We start from the raw sequence: 22,742 nt of genomic DNA on the forward strand, positions 1-22,742 counted from the left end.
ACGATATAAAGTAACGAATGGGCGAAGCAGAGAATATATAATGGAGAAATGGGTATGAAGAAATACATTATGGCACTTGATCAGGGTACGACAAGTTCAAGGGCGATTTTATTCGGAAAAAATGGAGAGATGGCGGCTGTATCACAGAAGGAGTTTACACAGTATTTTCCTGAAAATGGTTGGGTAGAGCAGGATCCGAAGGAGATCTGGGCGTCACAGATGAGCGTGATGATGGAAGCCAGAGAGACACTGGGAATTCCTGTTGAGGAGATTGCTGCGATCGGAATTACGAATCAGAGAGAGACAACGATCGTCTGGAATAAAGAAACAGGAGAACCGATATATCCGGCGATCGTGTGGCAGTGCAGAAGAACGGCAGACCGGATCGAGGCATTAAAAGCAGAGGGCTATGATACAGTGATCCGCGAGAAGACAGGTTTGATCGCTGATCCTTATTTTTCAGCTACAAAGATTGAGTGGATTCTCGATCATGTAGAGGGAGCGAGAAAACTTGCAGAGGATGGAAAGTTATATTTTGGAACGGTTGATACATGGCTGATCTATAAGCTGACCGGAGGAAAGGTTCACGCAACAGATTATACAAATGCATCCAGAACGATGCTGTTTAATATCCACACACTGGAATGGGATAAGGAATTACTTGAGAAATTCCGTATACCGGAGAGTATGCTGCCGGAGGTACATAATTCCAGTGAGATCTATGGCTATACAGACGAGCGGTTATTCGGTGGTTCGATTCCGGTTGCAGGCGTTGCCGGAGATCAGCAGGCGGCATTATTCGGACAGTGCTGTTTCGAACCGGGAGATACGAAGAATACCTATGGAACCGGCTGTTTCCTGCTGATGAATACGGGAGACAGGGCTGTTTATTCAGAACATGGGCTGCTTACCACGATAGCGATCGGACTGAACGGCAAAGTACAGTATGCGCTGGAGGGCAGTGTGTTTGTCGCAGGAGCCGCGATCAAATGGCTGCGTGATGAGATGAAGCTGATCGAGAAAGCCGGTGATACCGAGAGAATAGCATTATCCGTTAAGGACAGCAATGGTGTCTATGTAGTTCCGGCATTTACCGGACTTGGTGCACCGTACTGGGATGCTTATGCCAGAGGTGCGATCCTGGGGCTGACCAGAGGAACGACAAGAGAGCACATCGTCCGGGCAACTGTAGAATCACTGGCATATGAGACTTACGATGTATTAAAAGCGATGGAGAGTGATTCCGGTATCAGCCTGAAGCAGTTACGTGTAGATGGTGGTGCAAGTGCAAATAACTTCCTGATGCAGTTTCAGGCAGATCTGCTGTCCGGCGAGATCATCCGTCCGGTTGTGACAGAGACGACAGCACTTGGTGCGGCTTATCTGGCAGGACTGGCAGTTGGATATTATGATGACATAGAAGAGATAAAGAGCAATTGGAGCGTAGAGCGGGCATTTACATCGGAGATCGATGAGGAGATGCGCCGGATGCGGCTTTCCGGTTGGGAGACTGCGGTAAAGCGGGTACTATTATAAGAAGCGGAATTTATTAGATAGAATCTGTAAGCTGTTTTCAGATAAAAATAGCTTCAAATAGCAGGAGATTGAGACATGACAGATAAGATCAAAAACATACTGGAACAAATGACAATAGAAGAAAAAGCCACTATGGTGTGCGGTGCAAGTAACTTCAGTACCGCAGCAGTTCCTGAGTGTGGTGTACCGGCGATCCGTATGCTGGATGGCGGAACGGGAATTAATTATGAACAGCTGATCGGCGATCTGATCCTTGCATGGAGACAGAATCCGAGGGATGAGGAAGAAGCATGGCTGATGAAAGACTTCAGTGCTACAGAAGAACGTCATGTTATATTTGATTATTTCCGTCCTGATAAGCTGACAGAAAAGGAAATGAAGGTCTGGAAGAAGGTTCGGGATCACTTCAAGGATCAGTTTGTAAAGAATACAACAAATAATGAGACAACACTGGCATTTGTAGAGATGGCAGGGGATGCTGCGGCAGACATTATGTCGCCTGCATGTTTTCCATGTGGGATGATGCTTGGGGCTACATTTAACCCGGATATCGTGAATATGACAGGACATGCACTTGGACGGGAAGCACGGGCGTATGGCGTGCATATGCTCCTTGGAACACCGAATATCAATATCCACAGAGATCCATTGAGTGGAAGATTATTTGAAGGTTTCTCAGAAGATCCGTGTCTGGTGTCGAAGCTTGCACCGGAGTATGTAAAGGGTGTGCAGGAGGAAGGAGTAGCGGCAAATATCAAGCATTTTGCTGCAAATAATCAGGAAAAGAACCGTCAGGGGATCAATGAGACGATATCGGAACGGGCGTTGCAGGAGATTTATTTTCCGGGCTTCCGTGCCTGTGTAGAGCAGGGAAAGCCGGCAACTGTAATGTCAGCATATAATAAGATCAATGGTACGGCATGTACACAGAATAAATGGCTGTTAGATGACATCCTGCGTAAATACTGGGGCTTTGACGGAATGGTTGTGTCAGATTGGGGCGCAGTCTACGATCCGATCGCAGCATTAAAAGCAGGAAATGACCTGAATATGCCGGGAGTTACAGCTGATCCTACAGTAGTCATGGAAGCAGTTGCAAATGGGGAACTGACCGAAGAAGAACTGGATCAGAATGTGGCGAGAATACTGGAACTGGCAGAGACTTACGCTGCACCGGAGTGCTATGATATGTCAGCGCAGTATATCATGGATATGTCGAAGCAGGCAGCCTATAAGACGGCTTGTGAGGGCATTGTTATGTTGAAAAATGAGAATGACATCTTTCCGATTCAGGCAAAGAGCAAGGCAGGAAGTGATTCGGTATTTGAGACAGCTGTGGAAGATGATCTTTTATCGGGTGTCGTTCTTTGCGGAAGCGGAGCTATCCGTTTATATGACTGTGGTACCGGAAGTGCAGGTATTACGACAGATAAGGACAGCAGCATCTACGAGGGGCTGATCCAGAATGGTGTCGAGGTGAGTATCGGAATACCGGCAGTAGGGAAGCGCGCAGGCATTTCCACCTATATCTGCGTTGCCAGAATACCGGGCATGGAAGGAAATGACCGGAAGGATATGAAGCTGTCCGCCGAGGATGCACAGATTTTGAATCAGATGTTAGATCTGAAACGGGAAAATCCACTTGTGAAGCTGGGACTTATCTTAAATGTAAGCGGACCGGTTGATCTGGCACTTTGGGAGCATGAGTTAGATGGCATCTTCTGTATGTTCTTACCGGGTATGGAAGGTGGACATGCAATGGCAGATATCTTAACCGGCAGAGTGAATCCATCCGGAAAGCTGCCGCTGACATTCCCAAAGAAATATCAGGATACACCGACGTATCTGAATTTCCCGGGTGACGGATATCAGGTCAATTATGGAGAAGGCATCTACGTCGGATACAGATATTATGATAAGAAGATGGTAGAGCCGTTGTATCCATTTGGACATGGATTATCCTACAGTCATTTTGAGATCAGCAATGAGCGTGCAATCGGAGAGCAGTCTCCGGTAGAGATCATTTACCCGGATGGCAAAGTAGATAATAAGAAAATGCCGGTATTTACGGATTCGATCAAGATCGCTGTGGATGTGATCAATCAGGGACCGGAAGAATTCTCTGAAGGTATGGAAGTTGTTCAGCTCTATATCAGTGATCCGTATGCATCCATCTCAAAGCCTGTAAAGGAATTGAAAGCGTTTAAGAAGATCCGGCTGGCATATGGCGACCAGGAGAAGGTCAGCTTTACTCTGAAAAAAGAGGACTTTGCTTCATTTGACAGTGACCTGCATCAGTGGGTGGCAGAGGAAGGAATCTATAATATCCTGATTGGAAACAGCTCCCGGAATATCGTGTGCAGCATGCCCGTCTATCTGGATGCAAAGACAGCGTACAGCTATAGTCTGATGACGCCGATCAAGGTGTTGTATGAGAATTCCGTGGCGAAAGCGCATATGAATCATCTGTGGCTCAGACTGGGGCTTGATCCGGCAGATATTGATTACAAATACGAATATGAGCCTCACACCAGACTGATCGATCTGGTTCATTTGAAATGTGAGAATCCGGAGCAGGAAGCACTGGATGAATTCGATCTTCGGGTTGGAAGCCTGAAGCGGGCGTAAAAAACGTCGAAATTTGTTTTTTTACATCTAGTTTTGTTGTTTATGTTCTAGTTTTGTCGAATAACCACAAAGTTTGTATATTTATGTTATATTTTCTATATCTGCAGATAATATTTAGAAAAGGAGATTATAATGTTTATGACAAAACGATTATTAAAGACAAAACGTTACATATTTATCTTAGGCTGTTGCGCCTGTATGATGTTTAGTACAGTTTCATTTGCACAAAGTAGATACGTGGGTAATTTGCCAACGCAGTCTGCGGTCCATGCAGGAATTACTGTAAGGGGAAATGCCAGCTATTTATACAGAGTAACGCGTGACAAAATAAGTTGTTATGCTACATTATCTGGACGAGATAGTGATGAGACTATTTCTAGTGGACCATTTAATGGAGTGAAAATGTTTGGCAATAAAAATGGTCAGTGTATCGCTAAAGTATATGGAGGACATAGAAGTGCCAGTAAGAGTGAAAAAATTAGCACTGATAATACATATGCTACTGTAAAATTCATTGCGGATGGAAATAAGAAAAAGGAATTTACACTTTATGGTAATTAAAGTCGAATTCTGCTAACAACAAGATTCGTAACCGCGGACGAATCTTGGTTAGCGGAAAGTTGATCAGAGTTAGAGGGGGAAAGATATTGCGTATCAGAGATAAAGAGATTTCAATTTTATTCATTATAGGATTTACATTTGTGTTTATTCTTCTATGTACTGCATATGCCACAGTTTCAAATTGGCTGTGGCAATACAGTAATCAAAAAACATCGTATCAATATTCAGAAAATTTATACATACATTCCATACACTCATATGAGGCAAATTATGTAGACTGGGAGAAAGTTGCAGAAGACGGTTATTTTGAAGTAGATATTGAACAGGAAGCAGAATGTTTGCAGTTATGTAAGGATGATACAGATAGTATGGTTAATATATTATCTGATCAGATGGATACAACCTATATTACAGATATTAGCTTATCCTCTGGTGAAAATGGAGATTCGCGAGATATAAATGTGGTTTTTTCGTATAAAGATGTATGGTTTCAGACACTTGAAAGTGGGGAATATGCATGGACAAATGGGGAAAATCCTGCTGTTGTAATCAGCAAAGATCTGATGGCAGAAACGATTCAGAAAAACAACAAATTATATATGTGGATAGGCGATAGATATATAGAGGTATGTGGTGTATTTGAAAAGTATCAGGCAGAAGATGACTGTGAGATACTTGTTTTGGGAGGACGACAGTTTTATGAAGAATCAAGTATATTTCAGAATAAATTAAATGAAATGTTAAATAAAGATGAGATTCAAATTGTAATGGGAGCTAATGAGCCAATTGAATCACCGGATTTATTTCAAAAAGAGGAAAATGAGAGTGATAGTCTGTATTTGGGTGAGCCGGGATTTTCTATAAGAAAAGCTATGGATAGAGAGCAGTCTGATATATCGGGAAATAAGTGGAAGTACTTATATAATATAAAGACATTGATTGTTGCTGTAATGATTTTGTTTGGAATTATGAATTGTATTATGCTATCAAAAATCTGGATTTTACGGCGTAGAAAAGATTATTTGATCATGCGGATTTATGGTATGAGCAGTTGGAAAATTCTGTCAATGTCATTCAAAGAGATATGTCTGATGGCTGGAATTGGTTTGGGGCTTGCAACCGTGATCTCATTCATATATATACGTTATTTTGGTGGATTTAAGAATATCTCGTATATAATGCATTGGATTTGGCTCGTATTATTATTAGGTTTTATTATAACGGTATTTATTTGTATGCTATCAGTGGCTTTTTTCATAAACAGGAAAAATTATGGACAATTAGTAAGAGAATAAAATGGACAGGGGGTTAGATGGATGAAATTTCGATATAGACTAAAATTTGCAGTTGATAATATGTGCCTGCATAGTTCTAAGATATGGGAAGGAATTTTGCTGAATACCGTCACATTATTGGTACTGTCTGTTGTAATTCTAATTATGCATACGAGTGGTAATTTTTATAATGAAACGCAGAAAGCATATAAAGAAGACATTAAAAACATTGGGATGGTACAGATAGAAAATGAAGAAGATTATGAAAAGTGTTTGAAATTTATTGAATATATGAAAACACAAAAATATATAAAAATGCTTGGGACAATGGAGAATAAAATTGAAAATGGAGATAGCTGGAGAACTGTAGCAGAGAAACAGGCAAATAACAAGGAAGAGAAAGATGAATTGTATAATTCGGATTCATATGTTGAGACTTGGAATGTTAGTAAAGATATGTTTTCAATGCTGAGTATAAATCTGGAAGCGGGCTATATTACAATAGATGATGCATTGCGCAGGGGATATGAAGCGGTTTATGCCGGATTCCAATATAAAAAAATATTGCACATAGGTGATGTAATAGAACTAAATGGATGCGACAAACAGGGGATCATTGCAGGTTATATAAAAAGAAACCAGGTTATTCCTGTTATGGACATAACGGATGTGAATAAATATTCAATTCATACAACTACTTCTTTAGATTATGGGGTTATAGAAGTAAATGAAACAGAAGCGGGATATTGGAACCTTTATTTTTGTGTAAACCATGATTATACATTTGATGATGCAAAGAATAGATTGAATATGTTAGCAGACCGCGAGAATATAAGTATCTCTGTTAAGAATCTGGCAGCCGTTATGAGCAGCGTTGAGTCATCAACCAAGGATATACGCAGATATTTATTGGAATTGTTTTTTATTGTGGCAATATCAGCATGTGTATCATTGACTTGTTATCAAAGTATGAATATTCTCACACGAAAATATGAGTATGGTATTTTGTATGCGAATGGATGGAATCAGAAAGATATAATTTCAATTATTTTAATTGAAAATATATGGAAAATGTTAATCGCAATTATTTTAGTAATTCCTGTGGTGGCACTTCTTGCAAAATATTTTTTTGAAGCAGTATATGAGTCTCAAAGAATATTAACTATGGTGATATATAAAAATGTATTGGTTATGAATGTATTAGCAGGTGTCTTTATGATAATGCTTTCATCCGTTATCCCGATTAGATTGATAAAAAATCACTCAGGAGCAGAATTAATAGGAGATGAATTATGATTAGATTAAATAATGTAAGAAAGACATATGTAACTGGTGATGTATCGACAGCAGCATTAAATGGAATTTCTCTGGAGATAGAAGATGGAGCTTATATTTCTATTATGGGAACTTCTGGTTCAGGGAAAAGTACCCTGTTAAATATTTTAGGAGGAATGGATCGGCTGACGGAAGGCGAATATTTTTATAATGATATAGCAGTACATGAGTTGAAGGAAAATGAACTTCATAATTTCAGAAAAGAAAATGTAGGATTTATTTTTCAACAATTTGCCCTTATGAAACATTATACGGTTTTTGAAAATGTGGAGATACCGTTAATAGCATTAAATATTCCGAAGAAAAAAAGAAAAGAAATCGTTATGCAAAGCTTGGATATGGTGGGAATTGCAGATTATTGGAAAAAACTTCCGGCTAATTTATCAGGGGGACAACAGCAGAGGTGTGCGATCGCAAGAGCGTTGGTTGCAAATAAAAATATAATTCTGGCAGATGAGCCGACGGGTGCATTGGATAAAATGACCGGACAAGAGATTATGAAAATTTTAAAGAAAGTAAATCAACAGGGCAAAACAGTGATTGTTGTCACACATGATGAAAATGTAGCACAAATGGGTGATCGTATAATACGGATAGAGGATGGAAGATTAGTATGATAATAAATAATCTGAAAAAAACTGCTTTTTTATTACTTATCTGTGTGGCGTTGACTGGATGCCAGAGAAAAGTAGGGGCAGATATTAATGAGGAAATGGATGATTATGCAGAACCCGGTTTGAGAGGAGAATTAAATATACCGGAAAAGGAATCATTTGAATTTGGAGAGACCAATGGGAAAAAGATATTGCTTGATACAGAGAATATTATATTACCGGAGACAGACCGTATGGAATCGATACGATATAAAGAGATTCAAATAGATAGAGATTATAAGAAAAAGGTAGCGGAATGTATATTTGATAAGGACAATGAAATATATGAATATAATGGAAAATTGTCTAAGGAAATGCATGATGAAAATATTTGTTATTATAAAAAATGTGAAGATATAGCAAAAAAACAGGGAGATAAAGATGCGGTAGAAGCTTATAGAGAAATGGCAGCTGAAGAAGAACAGAAAAAGACACAGGCAGCACCATTGCATCCTGCAGGAGAATATGAGTCAGATTCATATATTGGATACATAGATGGAAAGACGTTCCTGCTGAATTTTACAGAAAGTGGGGATGGTTTTGAGTTAAAACGTTATCCCGAAGAATTAACATATGATGTTATACATGCAGACGACATAACATATGCATACTGCATTACAGAATATGGAGATGGTAAAGAACAAGAACTTATTCAAACCAATGAACTGAATAGGGCGGAGATCAGTAAAGAAGAAGCAATTAAAGAAGCGGGTGATTTTTTTGCTGATATAGGAATCGGAAATGTAATGATGGCAGAAGCGGCAACAGCAGAGTGGCTATGTCGTGATCTGGCGTTGGGACAGAATGAAGAAAGTGTTATATATGATGGTTACTATATTACTTTTACAGATGCAGTAGAATCAAATCCTGCCTACCTTGGATTTTGTGATGAAACGAATATTTTGTCACCAATTGAAGGTGATCAAAGAAGTATGACATCCCAAATTTATGAGGTTAACATAAATGATAATGGAATTGTTGGTATTGTATGCCGTCAAAAATATCAGAGGTCAGATAGCAAACAGGATCAACAGGTATTGATGGATTGGGATAAATTATTAGAAACAGTATCCTTAGAATTTGATAATTATTCTAATGATAATATATCAGGAGATATCATTTTTAATTACGCACGGTTAACTTATTGCATGACGCTTCAGGATAATGGAGAATTTGTACTCTCGCCGGTATGGGTATTTTTGTCATTGGATGAAATTTCATTAGAATATCAGATAGATGCCTATCCCAATGAAATGTTGATAATTGATGCATGTACAGGAAAATTTATTACAATTTGCACGTTTTAGTGCGTTGAAGTAAAAAAGTGCTTGCATTATTTTAAAAAGCTGTTATACTATACTCACACCAACGCGTTAAAGTGAGAAAATAAATAGAAAGAGCGTTGGATAACCCTGGGAGTTTGATCGGCTCATCAGGTGATAAAAAAGATTTAGGAGGAAACAGCGATGATAGGCGGAGATATGATCACGTACAGACCTGATATTCAGGTGCTTGATGCTACAATTCGAGATGGAGGACTTGTCAACGATTTTTATTTTACAGATGAATTTGTAAAAGCACTTTATGAAGCAAATTTGAAGGCTGGTGTTGATTATATGGAATTCGGCTACAAGGCTTCCAAGGAGATGTTCGATGTAGAAAAGTTCGGAAAGTGGAAGTTCTGTGACGAAGAAGCCATTCGCAGTATAGTCGGAGAGAATAATACAGAGATGAAGATATCTGTTATGGCGGATGTCGGAAGATGCGATTACAAGACAGATATTATTGACAGAGCAGACAGTGTTATTGACATGATACGTGTGGCTACATACATCAACACCATGCCTGCTGCGATCGAGATGATAGAGGATGCACATGCAAAGGGATATGAGACGACCTGTAACATTATGGCAATCTCAAAGGATCAGGAGTCAGAGATCGATATCGCTCTTGAGATGTTAGGCAAATCAAATGTAGACGGAATCTACATTGTAGACAGCTACGGCTCTTTATACCCGGAGCAGATCCAGAGACTGACACAGAAATATGTGGCAGTTGGAGAGAAATACGGTAAGAAGATTGGTATTCATGCACATGACAACATGAAGATGGCATATGCAAATACTGTTGAAGCAATGAGACATGGAGCAAGCATGTTAGATGGAACGGTAAGCTCTATGGGACGAGGTGCAGGAAATTGCGCGATGGAATTGCTGCTTGGCTTCCTTCGTAATCCAAAGTACAATCTGTACCATATCCTGAAGTTCATTGAGCGTTACATGGTTCCGTTAAAGGAAAAGGGTGATGCTGTATGGGGCTATGATGTACCGTACATGCTGACCGGTATGCTGAACCAGCATCCAAGAGAGGCCATTGATTTCATCAAACAGGGCAAACACGAATACGCTGACATGTACAGCTACTTACTTTATCGCGAATAAGCAACTGTGAGTAGTAGCTTGTGCTGTATTACAGATATTGTTCAGCTTGGCAGATAATAATATATGAAATAAAAATGGAAGACAGTATTTACTATATGTAACAAGTTGGATGTCAAGACTTGCGAATCATATGGAAAACTGTCTTCCATTTTATTTACGCTTTGGAGACTGTAGATATAATATAAGTTCTACGAACTTCGAGCAGTATCTTCAAGACGTACCCCGTTCAGAAAAAGCATTACCAGCCAATGCCGGTACCAGCCGACAGTATGGGTTGACGGATATCAACGATCATAGCGAGGCTTTCGTAATGAGGTTTGCGCTAGCTGCCTGCATTAAGCCCATTGTTTGAGCCTGAAAGGCGAGTTTGGGCGACTGCAGGCAAATGGGCGCGTGAACCGAATAGAAAACGAAGCGTATCGGAGATATCCGTCAACCCATACTGTACGGCGTACGGTGTACGGTGGTGTACAGGAAATAAACAACTGTACAAAATGTGGGGTTTGTGGTATTTTTTACTATATGTGTTTTGACAGTCGATTAGGTGCTGTCAGGCGGTAAGAAACGAAAAATAGATTTGATATAAGAGGTGGCAGATAAGATGGATTATAACAAATTAGCAGAATTAATATTCCCGGATATAACAGGAACGGTAGACGATCTCGAAGCAAGATTTCCAAAGAGAGACTTGCCGGAGGGTGCGAAGGTAACGAGATTTGCGCCAAGCCCAACCGGATATATGCATATCGGTGGTTTATATGCTGCTATGATATCAAGAAAACTTGCAAAGCAGAGCGGTGGTGTGTTTTATCTTAGAATAGAAGATACAGACAGAAAGAGAGAGCTTGAAAATGGCGTGGAGGAGATCATCAATTCCTTAAACAAGTTTGATCTTGGATTTGATGAGGGACCATTTGAAGGAAGCCCTGTCACATATGCACCATATAAGCAGAGCGAGAGAAAAGAGATCTATCAGATTTGCGTTAAGAAGCTGATGCAGGAGGGATATGCATATCCTGATTTTACAACTGCGGAAGAACTGGATGCGATAAGAGCAAAGCAGGAGGCTGCAAAGGTAGATATCGGATATTATGGAGAGTATGCAGTTGGAAGAAATCTGACATACGAGCAGATCGAGGAGAAATTGGCAGCCGGAGAGCCTTATGTTGTCAGACTTAAGAGCCCGGGCGAGGCAGGCAAGACAGTTGTTTACAGTGACCCGATCCGTGGTAAGATCGAGATGCCTGAGAACATGATGGATGTTGTACTGTTAAAATCTGATGGAATCCCAACCTATCATTTTGCACATGCAGTAGACGATCATTTTATGAGAACAAATATGGTCATCCGTGGTGATGAATGGCTTGCATCCTATCCGCTTCATAAGCAGTTATTTGAACTGTGCGGATTTGAACTTCCTGAGTATGCACATATTTCACCAATTATGAAGATGGAAATATCCGTTGATGAGGATGGAAATGAACATCAGCATAAGAGAAAGCTTAGTAAGAGAAAAGACCCGGAGGCAGCCGTTGGCTTCTATCAGGAGCAGGGTTATCCATCCGAGAGTGTACTGGAATATCTGATGACGATCGCCAATTCCAATTATGAGGAATGGCATGCAGCAAATCCGGATAAGACGATCGATGATTTCACATTGTCACTTGCGAAGATGCCGGCATCCGGTGCATTATTTGACATGGTGAAGTTAAATGATGTCAGCAAAGAGATGATCTCCACATTTTCAGAAGAAAAGTGCTATGAGAAGATTATGGCATGGGCAAAAGAATTTGATGAGAAGCTGTATGAATTTGGCACAAATGATAAAGAGAGCTTCTTAAAGACGATCAGTCTCTGGAAGATGTCCGGAAATAAAGTCCGTAAGGATGTTGGTAAGTGGTCAGATCTGGCAGAGATGTTCGGCTATCTCTATGTGCCGGAGGATGAACTGAAGCTTTCCTACGAGGTCGATGAGAAGTATAATGCAGATCAGATGGCAGAGATCATCAATGAATATAAGAAGGATCTGTTCTTAGATGCAGAGAACTGGTTTGCCGAGATGAAGGTGATGGGCGACAAGCTTGGCTATTGTCCGAATGTCAAGGAGTATAAGAAGAATCCGGATGCTTATAAGGGATCGATCACAGATGTCTGCACGATCGTTCGTGTGGCAGTAACCGGTAAGAAGAATTCACCGGATCTTGCTACGATCATGAACGTGATCGGCAAGGATCGTACGATCGGAAGACTGGACAAGTTCCTGGCAGCGATCGGTAAGTAAGATAATAGAAATACAGGCAGAGTTTTATATATCTTAAAAAGGAGGCAGTGGCGAATCACTGATCGGCAGTAGCGGAACAGAACGTGGAAGTCGACAGGATTTGGCTACGGATGATTATGAAGAAGAAAACATACGAAGGATACACATATGTAGATGGTGGTGTCTGTGCAGCAAAGGGATTTGTGGCAAATGGTATAAACTGCGGACTGAATTCCGATAAGAATAAGAATGATCTGGGTATGGTTTACAGCAGTACAGTCTGTAATGCAGCAGCCGTATATACACAGAACAAGGTAAAAGGTGCGCCAATCCTTGTAACTAAGGAGCATCTGAAGGCAACAGGCGGCAAAGCCATGGCAGTTGTCGTTAATTCAAAGAATGCAAATACCTGTAATGCGGATGGCGTGGAAAAGGCAGAGCGGATCTGCGAGCTGGCAGCAGATGCACTGGGAATCGATGCAGATATGATCATCAATGCATCGACCGGTGTGATTGGTCAGATCATTCCGATCGAACCATTTGAAGAGCACATGAAAGAGCTTGCTGGCGGTTTAAGTGCCGATGGCAATGATAAGGCTGCAAATGCGATCATGACGACAGATACAGTTGATAAGCAGGTTGCAGTAGAATTCACACTTGGTGGCAAGACCTGTCGTCTTGGTGGAATGGCAAAGGGAAGCGGTATGATTCATCCGAATATGGCAACCACGCTGAACTTTATCACAACGGATGTTGCAATCTCAGCCGATATGATCCAGAAGGCTCTGAGTGAGATCGTAAAGGTAACCTATAATTGTCTGTCTATAGATGGTGATACATCGACAAATGATACTTTAAGTGTCATGGCAAACGGACTTGCAGGAAATGAAGAGATCGTAACAGAAAATGACGACTATGCAATTTTCAAGAAAGCACTGTACATCGTTATGGAGTGTATGACGATGATGCTCGCAAGTGATGGAGAGGGCGCAAGCAAGATGCTGGAATGTACAGTATCAGGAGCACCGGATCAGGACACAGCGATCATCGTCGCAAAGAGCATTATCCGTTCCCCACTGACCAAATGTGCGATGTTTGGTGAAGATGCAAACTGGGGACGTATTCTCTGTGCGATCGGATATGCAGAAGCAGATTTCGATATCGATAAAGTAGATGTAGATCTTGAATCTGAGAAGGGAATCGTAGAGGTGTGCAGAAATGGTTCCGGTATTCCATTTTCTGAGGAAAAAGCCTCTGAGGTATTATCTGAGGATGATATCTATATTAACGTCAATCTGAATCAGGGCGAAGCATCCGCCAAGGCGTGGGGCTGTGACCTGACTTATGATTACGTTAAGATCAACGGGGATTATCGTTCATAAATAAAAAGTGCTACCGATAGACGGTTAGCCTTGATATGATTGGTTAAAAATAACCGCTCGCAGTTTGCAGGCTGGGCGGTTATTTTTTATACTTATAGTGCGCTGATTAGCGTGTCCCAAATGAATCCGTCCAGAGTGGCATATAGCCGCTTCGGATGGCTACTGCTTGGGAAGCCAGATTTGTAACAGATGCACTATAAAATGGAATCATATTTCGTTCCAGAATTTCAACTGTCAGATTTCTAACCAGCAAACGGGCTAGACCATATCCTCTCCATTTCTTTTTTACATCAATTCCAACTTCCATCAGTTTACCGGTGGGAGCAGCACCCGCAATTGCTATTATTTCGTTATCTTTTATTGCACATAAAACGATGGTTGTATTTGTATTTCCTTCTGCATCAAAAGCCAGTGAATTTTCAAAGCCCTCGATATCACATAATGTTTTAAGGTTGTTACCTTCATATAATTTGAACGAAAAGGTATCTGAAAGAGGTAATTTAACCATTTGTTTCAGGTCAGGAATGTAATGAATAGTCTGACCAAAAATCAAGGTACTTTCATATAATTCGTTTCGAGTTTTACCTGATAACAGTTGTTTTCCAAGTTCATATTTTTCTTCAGACAGAGAAATGATATTTGTATCTCTGATGCTGAGAATTTTAACATAATTTTTAGCAGCCTTTTTGTTCTTTACGAAATGTGTGCCTTCTTCTTTTAATTGATCTGTTGAACAATTTATGTAGCCGGCAATGTAGTCATATATTTTATTATTTATCTCATCTTTATTAATATAAGAATTATTCATGATTTTCTCCATAAGTATAGTCAAACAGGGAGATAAAAACTTATCTCCCTGAAATGAATGATTTGCATTTGAACTGTGCTTAATACCGTGTATCTACTGAAAAGCCTGTTTGCTGCAGGGAAGATTTCGTTATGGTTCGGAACCAGTGAATGGAGGAGTTGTAGTTTCCCTCTACTACTGTTACGGAATCGCTCGTATGTGAGATGACGATAACGGAATGATAATTACCGATCCGGATATGGTCGCCGTTCTTGATCGCGGAGAAATCTTTATGCGTTTTTACAGGTGCATCTTTGCCGAATACAGTATCACTGATCTTTCCGGCAAGGGCGATACAGCCATAGCAGTACATGTTCTTTGCCTTCCAGAGATAGAAGTTGTCATTTGTCCATGTTGTACCTTCTTTATATGTATTCTGTAATGCAAGGATTTTCTTTTTTACAGTCTCTTCACGGGATTCTTTTTTCGCTGCTGTAACAGTGACCTTGCACTTTAATGTCTTTATCTTTCCGTTCTTTTTATAGGTAGCTTTAATAACGGTGGAGCCTGCCTTTTTTGCAGTAACCTTACCTTTCTTTGAAACTGTGGCAATCTTCTTATTAGAAGATCTCCATGTTACCGTTCCCTTTACATTTTTTGTTTTTAACTGGTAAGTTTTGCCCTTCTTCAGCTTTAAAGATGTTTTATTCAGTGCAGCTTTCTTGGCCGTGGTCTTGCTTGCGGTAAGGGTGGCATCATTTGTGGTTGTATTTGTAGTAGAAGTGGCAGTGTTTATAGCTGCGGTCTTACTTGTGGCAAGGGCAGCATTGGTGCCTGTGTATGTACTGACAGCGGAAACTGTGCGCTCATTTAAAGTTGCTGCCTGAACTGCTGCCTGTGCTGGCAATGCAGTTACGATAACCATACCGAGCAGGCTGCATCCGATGATTGTACGTTTCCAGAAAGAATTGGAATGTTTCATAGAAATTACCTCCGAACTATGTAATAAAATATTTGATCTGTTAACTTAATAAGTCCCCCCATATCAGCTAATGCAGATATTTATATTATATATGTAATTTTAGACAGGAACAACCGGAAATATATGGTGATGTCCCATTTTATATTTTAGAATTTCGTACGCAAAAAAGAACTCTATAATGAAATCCTTTTTGGAAGAGGCGCAGCTATGACCCTTTGGCTGATGTCATATATCAATCAGCAATATTCGATATAGCAGATTGGTTATCGACCGGCAGGTGGTCTTATAACGAGACTGCCTGCTTTCTTTAATTCTGTTTCTTTCATATTTGTTCAAAAAACTTCAAAATAATGCAAATTAATGATTGATTCTGAACGAAATGTGTGTTAATATAAATCTAAGTTGAACGAATATGATTGATTTTGAATGAAAAATCGGTTATAATGCATATATATGAATTGAATTGCAAATAATAAAATGATTTGATAATAAGGAGACCAATATATATGCTTACGGAAGAAAGATATAACAAGATACTGGAAGCTCTGAAGAACAAAGGAACGATCACAGTTGCAGAAATGACAGAGTGCACAGGAGCATCAGAATCAACCATAAGGCGGGATCTTATCGCTCTCGATGAAATGGGAAAACTGAATAAGGTACACGGAGGAGCTACAGCAGTTGCACACCAGTTTATTGCAGATGAGATTGCGGTCAGTGTAAAAGAGCAGCTCTGTGTGGAAGAAAAGAAAGCAATTGCGCGGTATGCGGTGAATATGATCAATGATGACGATTTTATTTTCATAGATGCAGGAACAAGTACCGGATGGATGATCGAGTATCTGGAATCAACCAGAGCGACATTTGTCACAAACGGAATTGCACATATCAAACGGCTGATGAACAAAGGACTTCGGGCATACATGATCGGAGGACTCGGAAAGCCGGTCACAGAATCTACGGTAGGTGCAGATGCTGTAAATAATATGAAGATGTTCAATTTCTCAAAATGCTTCCTTGGAACTAACGGTGTACATACAGATTACGGTTTCACGACAGTCGATGTAGAAGAAGCACTTGTAAAGATGGAAGCGGTCAACCGATCTTATGCAAGTGTTGTCCTTGCCGATCACACGAAGTTTGACAAGGTTACAGCGGTTACATTTGCAGGAATCAAGAAGGCGTGTATTATCACCGACCGACTTGTAAATGATAAGTATGCAGATGCAACAGTCATAAAGGAGGTAATGAAGGAATGATCTACACAGTAACTTTCAATCCGGCAATCGATTATGTTGTCAGAATGGAAAAACTGGAAATCGGTTCGGTAAACAGAAGCAGAGAAGAAGCCCTGTTCTACGGTGGAAAGGGAATCAATGTTTCGACAGTCCTTAAGAATTTGGGCGTAGATTCTGTAGCACTTGGATTTGTTGCAGGCTTTACCGGAAAAGCGATTGAAGAAGGAGTCGCTGCCCTTGGTGTAAAAGCTGATTTCATCACGGTTTCAGATGGCGTTAGCAGAATCAATGTTAAGCTGAAAGCCGGAGAAGAAACAGAGATCAATGGAAAAGGCCCCAATATCAGCGATGCAGAACTGGAAGAACTTTATAAGAAATTAGATGGTTTAACAGACGGTGACTGTCTGGTTCTGGCAGGAGCGATCCCACCATCTTTACCATCTGATGTGTACGAGAAAATCATGGCAAGACTTGCAGGCAAGAAGGTTGATATCGTAGTCGATGCTACGAAGGATCTCTTGTTAAATGTTCTCAAGTATCATCCGTTTCTTATCAAGCCGAATAACTTCGAGCTTGGAGAAATGTTTGGCGTAACACTTCATTCCGATGAGGAGATTGAAGAATATGCAAAGAAATTACAGGCACTTGGAGCAAGAAACGTAGCGGTCTCTATGGCAGGAGACGGATCTATGCTGATCACAGAGAACGGAGAGACATACAGAATGGGCGTTCCAAAAGGAAAAGTTGTTAATTCTGTAGGAGCCGGAGATTCCATGGTGGCAGGATTTATCGCAAGCTATTTTGCAGAGCATGATTACAAGAAAGCATTAAAATACGGCGCAGCAACAGGCAGCGCAACCGCATTTTCAGAAGGACTTGCAACTAAAGACCAGGTTGAGAAGCTTTTAGGACAATTTTAACAGTTGGGGAAAAGGGAGAAGAATCGACTGACCTGACCAGATCCTGATAAACCGGTATTTGAATAAAGGAGAATGAGTATGAGAATAAGGGAGTTATTAAAAAAAGAAGGAATTGCCCTTGGTGTAAAAGTAGATTCTAAAGACGCAGCGATTGATTATCTGATCGATCTTCATGCAAAATCGGGCAATATAACAGATAAGGCAGAATTCAAGAAAGGAATTCTTGCAAGAGAAGAATCCGGTTCGACCGGAGTTGGAGAGGGAATCGCGATTCCTCATTCCAAGAATGCAGCAGTTAAGCAGCCGGGACTTGCAGCTATGACAGTACCGGACGGTGTAGATTATGATTCATTAGACGGACAGCCTGCAAACCTGTTCTTCATGATCGCAGCACCGGAAAAGGGCGCAGATGTACATCTGGAAGTATTATCAAGACTCAGTATGTTGCTGATGGATGAGAACTTCAGAGCAGAACTTCTTGCAGCAAAGAATGCAGATCAGTTCTTAGATATCTGCAGCAAATATGAGATGGAAAAGTTCGCGGATGAACTTGGAGAAGCAACAGAAGATAAGAAAGAAAACGCACCGGAAAAGACAGGATACAGAGTCCTTGCAGTTACAGCATGTCCGACCGGTATCGCACATACATTTATGGCAGCGGAAGCCCTTGAGAAAAAAGGAAATGAAATGGGCATTACGATCAAGGTTGAAACAAATGGCTCCGGCGGTGTTAAGAATCGTCTGACAGCAAAGGAGATTGAAGAATGTGACGGTATTATCGTAGCAGCCGATAAGAATGTGGAGACTGCAAGATTTGACGGCAAGCCAGTTCTTTTTACAAAGGTAGCAGATGGTATCCACAAACCGGAAGAGCTTATCAATAAAGTGATCGATGGCAAGGTTTCGGTGCATCATGAGAGTGGAAAGAAAGCAGAGGAAGAAAGCGCAGGCGGTGTTGGAAGTCAGATCTACAAGCATCTGATGAGCGGTGTATCCCATATGCTTCCATTCGTTATCGGTGGCGGTATCATGATCGCACTGGCATTCCTGATCGATACAATCTGTGGATATGGTTCAACCGGTGGTTCAAACTTCGGTACCTGTACACCACTTTCCGCATTCTTTAAATATGTCGGAGATCTGTCCATGGGACTGATGGTTCCGGTACTTGCAGGTTATATCGCATATTCGATCGCAGATCGTCCGGGTCTTGCAGTTGGATTTACCGGCGGACTTCTTGCTTCATCCGGTAATGCAGCGATCGCAAAATATATATGGGCAGGTGCAAGCCTTTCCCCATTCCAGAATTTTATTGCAAAATTCGGTTTTGTAGGCGAAGGCTCCGGTAATACAGTATCCGGTTTCTTAGGTGGTATTCTTGCAGGTTTCCTTGCAGGTTATATCGTACTTTTATTAAAGAAGATGTGTTCAAAGTTCCCTCAGTCATTAGAGGGTATCAAGCCAACATTGATCTATCCGTTAGTTGGTATTTTCCTTGTAGGCGTATTGATGGTATTTATCTTTAATCCATTGATCGGCCTTATAAATACAGGACTTTCCAATATGCTTACATCACTTGCAGATAAGAATCTGTTAGCTCTCCTTGGTCTGATCCTCGGAGCAATGATGGCGATCGACATGGGCGGTCCTATCAACAAGGCAGCTTATGTATTCGGCTCGGGAATGCTTTCTACAGCAGCAGACCTTGTATCAGCCGGTGCATCCCAGAGTGATGCAGCCGTTCAGGCATGTTACATTTCCATGGCAGCCGTAATGATCGGCGGTATGGTTCCACCAATGGGAATTGCACTTGCATGTAAGCTGTTTCCTAAGAAATTCACAAAGGCAGAAAGAGGCTCAGCCGTTTCTAACTTTGTAATGGGTTGTTCCTTCATCACAGAGGGTGCGATTCCATTTGCAGCAGCAGATCCGCTTCATGTTATCCCATGTACCCTGGTTGGTGCAGGTGTAGCAGGAGCATTATCAGCAGCATTCAAATGTACACTGATGGCGCCACACGGAGGAATCTTCGTATTTGCAACAGTAGGACATCCATTATTCTACATTCTTTCATGGGTGATCGGTTCTGTAGTAACCTGTTTACTGCTCGGTCTGATCAAGAAAAATGTAGCAGAAGAATAAAAACAAAAACCCTATCCTTTTTAATAACGGTGGGAACAGAAAGAATCTGTTCCTGCCGGATATAAATAAAACAGGAATATTTCAAATATTAAATCAAAAGTATCAATGTTGATCATGCGTTTGTCCGAATCGGACAAATGATAAAAGAAATAAAAAGAGATATAAAAAGGAGAAGATAATTATGGTATCACAGACAGTTAAAGTTATTAATGAGCAGGGATTACACATGAGACCGGCAGGAGTATTTGCAAAGGAAATGACAAAGTTCAAATGTAACGTAACAATCGATATTGCCGGTAAGAGAATCAACGCAAAGAGCGTTATGCTGATCATTGCAGCATGTATTAAGTGTGGAACAGAGATGACAATTGAGTGTGACGGTGAAGACGAGCAGGCAGCTCTCGCAAAGGCAGTAGAGTTGGTTGAATCCGGCCTTGGCGAATAGTCAGACAGCATTCTTTCATCTGGAAAGCGGGGTAGAAGATATGTTAAAAGGAATAGGCGGCTCAGCCGGTTATGGCATCGGAAAGGTTGTCATCATCAGTGATGGCAAACCGGAATATAAGCAGCATACAGTAACAGATACAGATGCTGAACTTCAGAGATTTGAGAATGCTATGGAAGTTTTTGTTGAAAAGACTCAGAAAATGGCAGATGCAATGAAAGAAAAGGTTGGAGAACATAATGCAGAGATCCTGGAAGGACATATCGTTTTGATGAGTGATCCATTTATGCAGGATCAGGTCAAGGAGTTGATCGGTAATGGCGAATGTGCAGAAGCAGCCGTTGACAGCGTATGTGATATGTTCGTATCCATGTTCTCCCAGGTAGATGATGAACTGACCAGACAGAGAGCAACTGACGTAGGAGATATCCGTGTCCGTATGCTTAAGATCCTTACCGGTACGCCGGATATTAATATCGGAGATGTTCCGGCAGGTACAGTGATCGTCGCAAAGGATCTGACACCATCCATGACAGCAGGAATCGTAAAGGAAAATGTAGCAGGTATTATCACCGAGATTGGCGGTAAGACTTCTCATTCAGCTATTCTTGCAAGAGCACTTGAGATCCCTGCTGTACTTAGTGTAGATGGTATCGTAGATCAGGTGTCCGATGGTATGATGGCAGTTGTAGACGGATGCGAAGGCGTTTGCATCTTAGAACCTGCGACGGATGAGATCGCAGAATATGAGACAAAGCGTGCAGATTACCTGAAAGAGAAGGAACTGCTTGAGATCTACAGAGGAAAAGATACAGTAACTGCTGATGGAACAAAGGTAGCTTTATATGGCAATATCGGCAATCCGGAGGATGCCAAGGGTGTTGTAGCTGCTGATGGTGAAGGCGTAGGCTTATTCCGTACTGAGTTCCTGTTCATGGGAACAGACAGCTTGCCAACAGAGGACGAGCAGTTTGAAGCATATAAGGCAGCAGCCGAGACGATGCAGGGTAAAGAAGTTATTATCCGTACACTGGATGTCGGCGGTGACAAAGATATCCCGTATCTCGGATTGGAAAAAGAAGACAATCCGTTCCTTGGTTTCCGTGCAGTCAGATATTGTCTGAAAAATGAGGACAGCTACAAGGTACAGCTTCGTGCATTGCTTCGTGCGAGTGCATTTGGCGATATTAAGATCATGGTTCCGCTTGTTACCTGTGTGGATGAGATTCGACGGGTAAAAGAACTGGTAGCGGAACTTAAGAAGGAGTTAGATTCAGAGAAAATCGCATATAACAAGGATATTCAGGTCGGCGTTATGATCGAGACTCCTGCAGCCAGCCTGATCGCAGATCTTCTGGCAAAGGAAGCTGATTTCTTCAGTATCGGTACAAATGATCTGACCCAGTACACAATGGCAGTTGACAGAGGAAATGCCAAGGTTGCATATCTGTATTCCGCATACAATCCTGCTGTTCTTCGTTCTATGAAGAATGTTATTGAAGCAGGAAATGCAGCAGGCATCATGGTAGGTATGTGTGGTGAAGCAGCTGCTGATCCGTTACTGATCCCACTTCTGATCTCCTTTGGACTGGGAGAGTTCAGTGTATCGGCAACTTCTGTTTTAAGAACCAGAGGCACGATTGCCAAATGGTCAAAGGCAGATGCAGATGCTCTTGCAGCAAAAGCATTGTCCTTATCCACAGAAGCTGAAGTGGCTGAACTGTTAAAAGCCTCCGCAAGATAAGCGAAAAACCCATATCTGTTTTGTTTGGAACAGAATGAAAGATATTAAAAGCAACTAGTACTATAATTACACCTATTATTCCGCAAGTCGTTTGCACTCTATTTCAACGCAGCGGTACTAAGCTCCTTGCTTATGGCAACTCGCTAAGGACCGGCGTTGAAAAAGGCTTGCTACATAATAGTGTAATATATAGTAACTGTTGCTTTTGTAATATATCGGATAGTTCCAAACAAAACAGATATGAAAGTTTCTGCAATTAACGCAGGATGAACTTTAAAAGTGCATTATTTTTTGAGGCGGTTTTCTGCATATTTGAATAGCCGGGTAAATGTCAAGAATAAATTTTTTACAAAATTTGAAAGCTTGAGTGTGGTTTTTTCCGAATTTCTTACGAAAATTAATTTGCACTGGAAT

The 22,742-nt window shown here is 41.1% G+C and carries 17 protein-coding genes; 15 read left to right on the forward strand and 2 right to left on the reverse strand.

Annotated features, from left to right (window positions below; all coding sequences use genetic code 11):
- Nucleotides 1-54: 54 nt before the first annotated feature.
- The 10 genes from glpK to argJ all read left to right on the forward strand — a co-directional run bounded on the left by glpK (nt 55) and on the right by argJ (nt 14,070).
- Nucleotides 55-1,536, forward strand: coding sequence for a glycerol kinase GlpK (gene glpK, locus LK416_00095; protein ID UEA74619.1), 1,482 nt, complete (start codon nt 55-57; stop codon nt 1,534-1,536).
- Between the two features lie 75 nt (nt 1,537-1,611).
- A complete protein-coding gene (locus LK416_00100) occupies nt 1,612-4,164 on the forward strand; it encodes a glycoside hydrolase family 3 C-terminal domain-containing protein (GenBank protein ID UEA74620.1) in 2,553 nt (850 codons plus the stop codon).
- A 138-nt stretch (nt 4,165-4,302) separates the two neighbouring features.
- Nucleotides 4,303-4,725 (forward strand): hypothetical protein, encoded by a 423-nt coding sequence (locus LK416_00105; GenBank protein ID UEA74621.1) that lies wholly within the window; start codon nt 4,303-4,305, stop codon nt 4,723-4,725.
- An 86-nt stretch (nt 4,726-4,811) separates the two neighbouring features.
- Nucleotides 4,812-6,020, forward strand: a complete 1,209-nt coding sequence (locus LK416_00110; GenBank protein UEA74622.1) for an ABC transporter permease — start codon at nt 4,812-4,814, stop codon at nt 6,018-6,020.
- 21 nt (nt 6,021-6,041) lie between these two features.
- Entirely contained in the window at nt 6,042-7,295 is a 1,254-nt protein-coding gene (locus LK416_00115) for an FtsX-like permease family protein (GenBank protein UEA74623.1), read from the forward strand.
- Nucleotides 7,292-7,951 carry an ABC transporter ATP-binding protein gene (locus tag LK416_00120; GenBank protein UEA74624.1) on the forward strand — a complete coding sequence of 220 codons (660 nt, stop codon included), beginning with the start codon at nt 7,292-7,294 and terminating at the stop codon, nt 7,949-7,951. The genes LK416_00115 and LK416_00120 overlap by 4 nt, the downstream gene beginning before the upstream one ends.
- Entirely contained in the window at nt 7,948-9,294 is a 1,347-nt protein-coding gene (locus LK416_00125) for a DUF6034 family protein (protein ID UEA74625.1), read from the forward strand. The genes LK416_00120 and LK416_00125 overlap by 4 nt, the downstream gene beginning before the upstream one ends.
- Before the next feature lie 159 nt (nt 9,295-9,453).
- On the forward strand, nt 9,454-10,428 hold the full coding sequence (locus tag LK416_00130; protein UEA74626.1) for an aldolase catalytic domain-containing protein: 975 nt from the start codon (nt 9,454-9,456) through the stop codon (nt 10,426-10,428).
- A gap of 601 nt (nt 10,429-11,029) precedes the next feature.
- Nucleotides 11,030-12,709, forward strand: coding sequence for a glutamate--tRNA ligase (gene gltX, locus LK416_00135; protein ID UEA74627.1), 1,680 nt, complete (start codon nt 11,030-11,032; stop codon nt 12,707-12,709).
- 116 nt (nt 12,710-12,825) lie between these two features.
- Nucleotides 12,826-14,070, forward strand: a complete 1,245-nt coding sequence (gene argJ / locus LK416_00140; protein ID UEA75927.1) for a bifunctional glutamate N-acetyltransferase/amino-acid acetyltransferase ArgJ — start codon at nt 12,826-12,828, stop codon at nt 14,068-14,070.
- A gap of 106 nt (nt 14,071-14,176) precedes the next feature.
- Here the strand turns inward: argJ and LK416_00145 are convergent, their stop codons facing one another.
- Together LK416_00145 and LK416_00150 are read right to left on the reverse strand one after the other, a co-directional pair.
- Entirely contained in the window at nt 14,177-14,890 is a 714-nt protein-coding gene (locus LK416_00145; protein ID UEA74628.1) for a GNAT family N-acetyltransferase, read from the reverse strand.
- A gap of 67 nt (nt 14,891-14,957) precedes the next feature.
- A complete protein-coding gene (locus LK416_00150) occupies nt 14,958-15,839 on the reverse strand; it encodes an Ig-like domain-containing protein (protein ID UEA74629.1) in 882 nt (293 codons plus the stop codon).
- Between the two features lie 506 nt (nt 15,840-16,345).
- On the opposite strand from LK416_00150, the gene LK416_00155 reads away from it, so the two are divergent.
- The 5 genes from LK416_00155 to ptsP all read left to right on the forward strand — a co-directional run bounded on the left by LK416_00155 (nt 16,346) and on the right by ptsP (nt 22,328).
- The gene (locus tag LK416_00155; GenBank protein UEA74630.1) at nt 16,346-17,098 is read left to right on the forward strand and encodes a DeoR/GlpR family DNA-binding transcription regulator; all 753 of its coding nucleotides are present in this window, start codon (nt 16,346-16,348) and stop codon (nt 17,096-17,098) included.
- Nucleotides 17,095-17,997 carry a 1-phosphofructokinase gene (gene pfkB / locus LK416_00160; protein ID UEA74631.1) on the forward strand — a complete coding sequence of 301 codons (903 nt, stop codon included), beginning with the start codon at nt 17,095-17,097 and terminating at the stop codon, nt 17,995-17,997. Before LK416_00155 ends, pfkB begins: the two co-directional genes overlap by 4 nt.
- 78 nt (nt 17,998-18,075) lie before the next feature.
- Nucleotides 18,076-20,139 (forward strand): fructose-specific PTS transporter subunit EIIC, encoded by a 2,064-nt coding sequence (locus LK416_00165; protein ID UEA74632.1) that lies wholly within the window; start codon nt 18,076-18,078, stop codon nt 20,137-20,139.
- Between the two features lie 181 nt (nt 20,140-20,320).
- On the forward strand, nt 20,321-20,584 hold the full coding sequence (locus LK416_00170; GenBank protein ID UEA74633.1) for an HPr family phosphocarrier protein: 264 nt from the start codon (nt 20,321-20,323) through the stop codon (nt 20,582-20,584).
- Nucleotides 20,585-20,624: 40 nt separating this feature from the next.
- Complete coding sequence (gene ptsP / locus LK416_00175; protein ID UEA74634.1) at nt 20,625-22,328, forward strand: phosphoenolpyruvate--protein phosphotransferase; 1,704 nt, start codon at nt 20,625-20,627, stop codon at nt 22,326-22,328.
- Nucleotides 22,329-22,742 lie beyond the last annotated feature (414 nt).

It is taken from the genome of Lachnospiraceae bacterium GAM79, assembly GCA_020735665.1.
Taxonomy (GTDB): Bacteria; Bacillota; Clostridia; order Lachnospirales; family Lachnospiraceae; genus Coprococcus.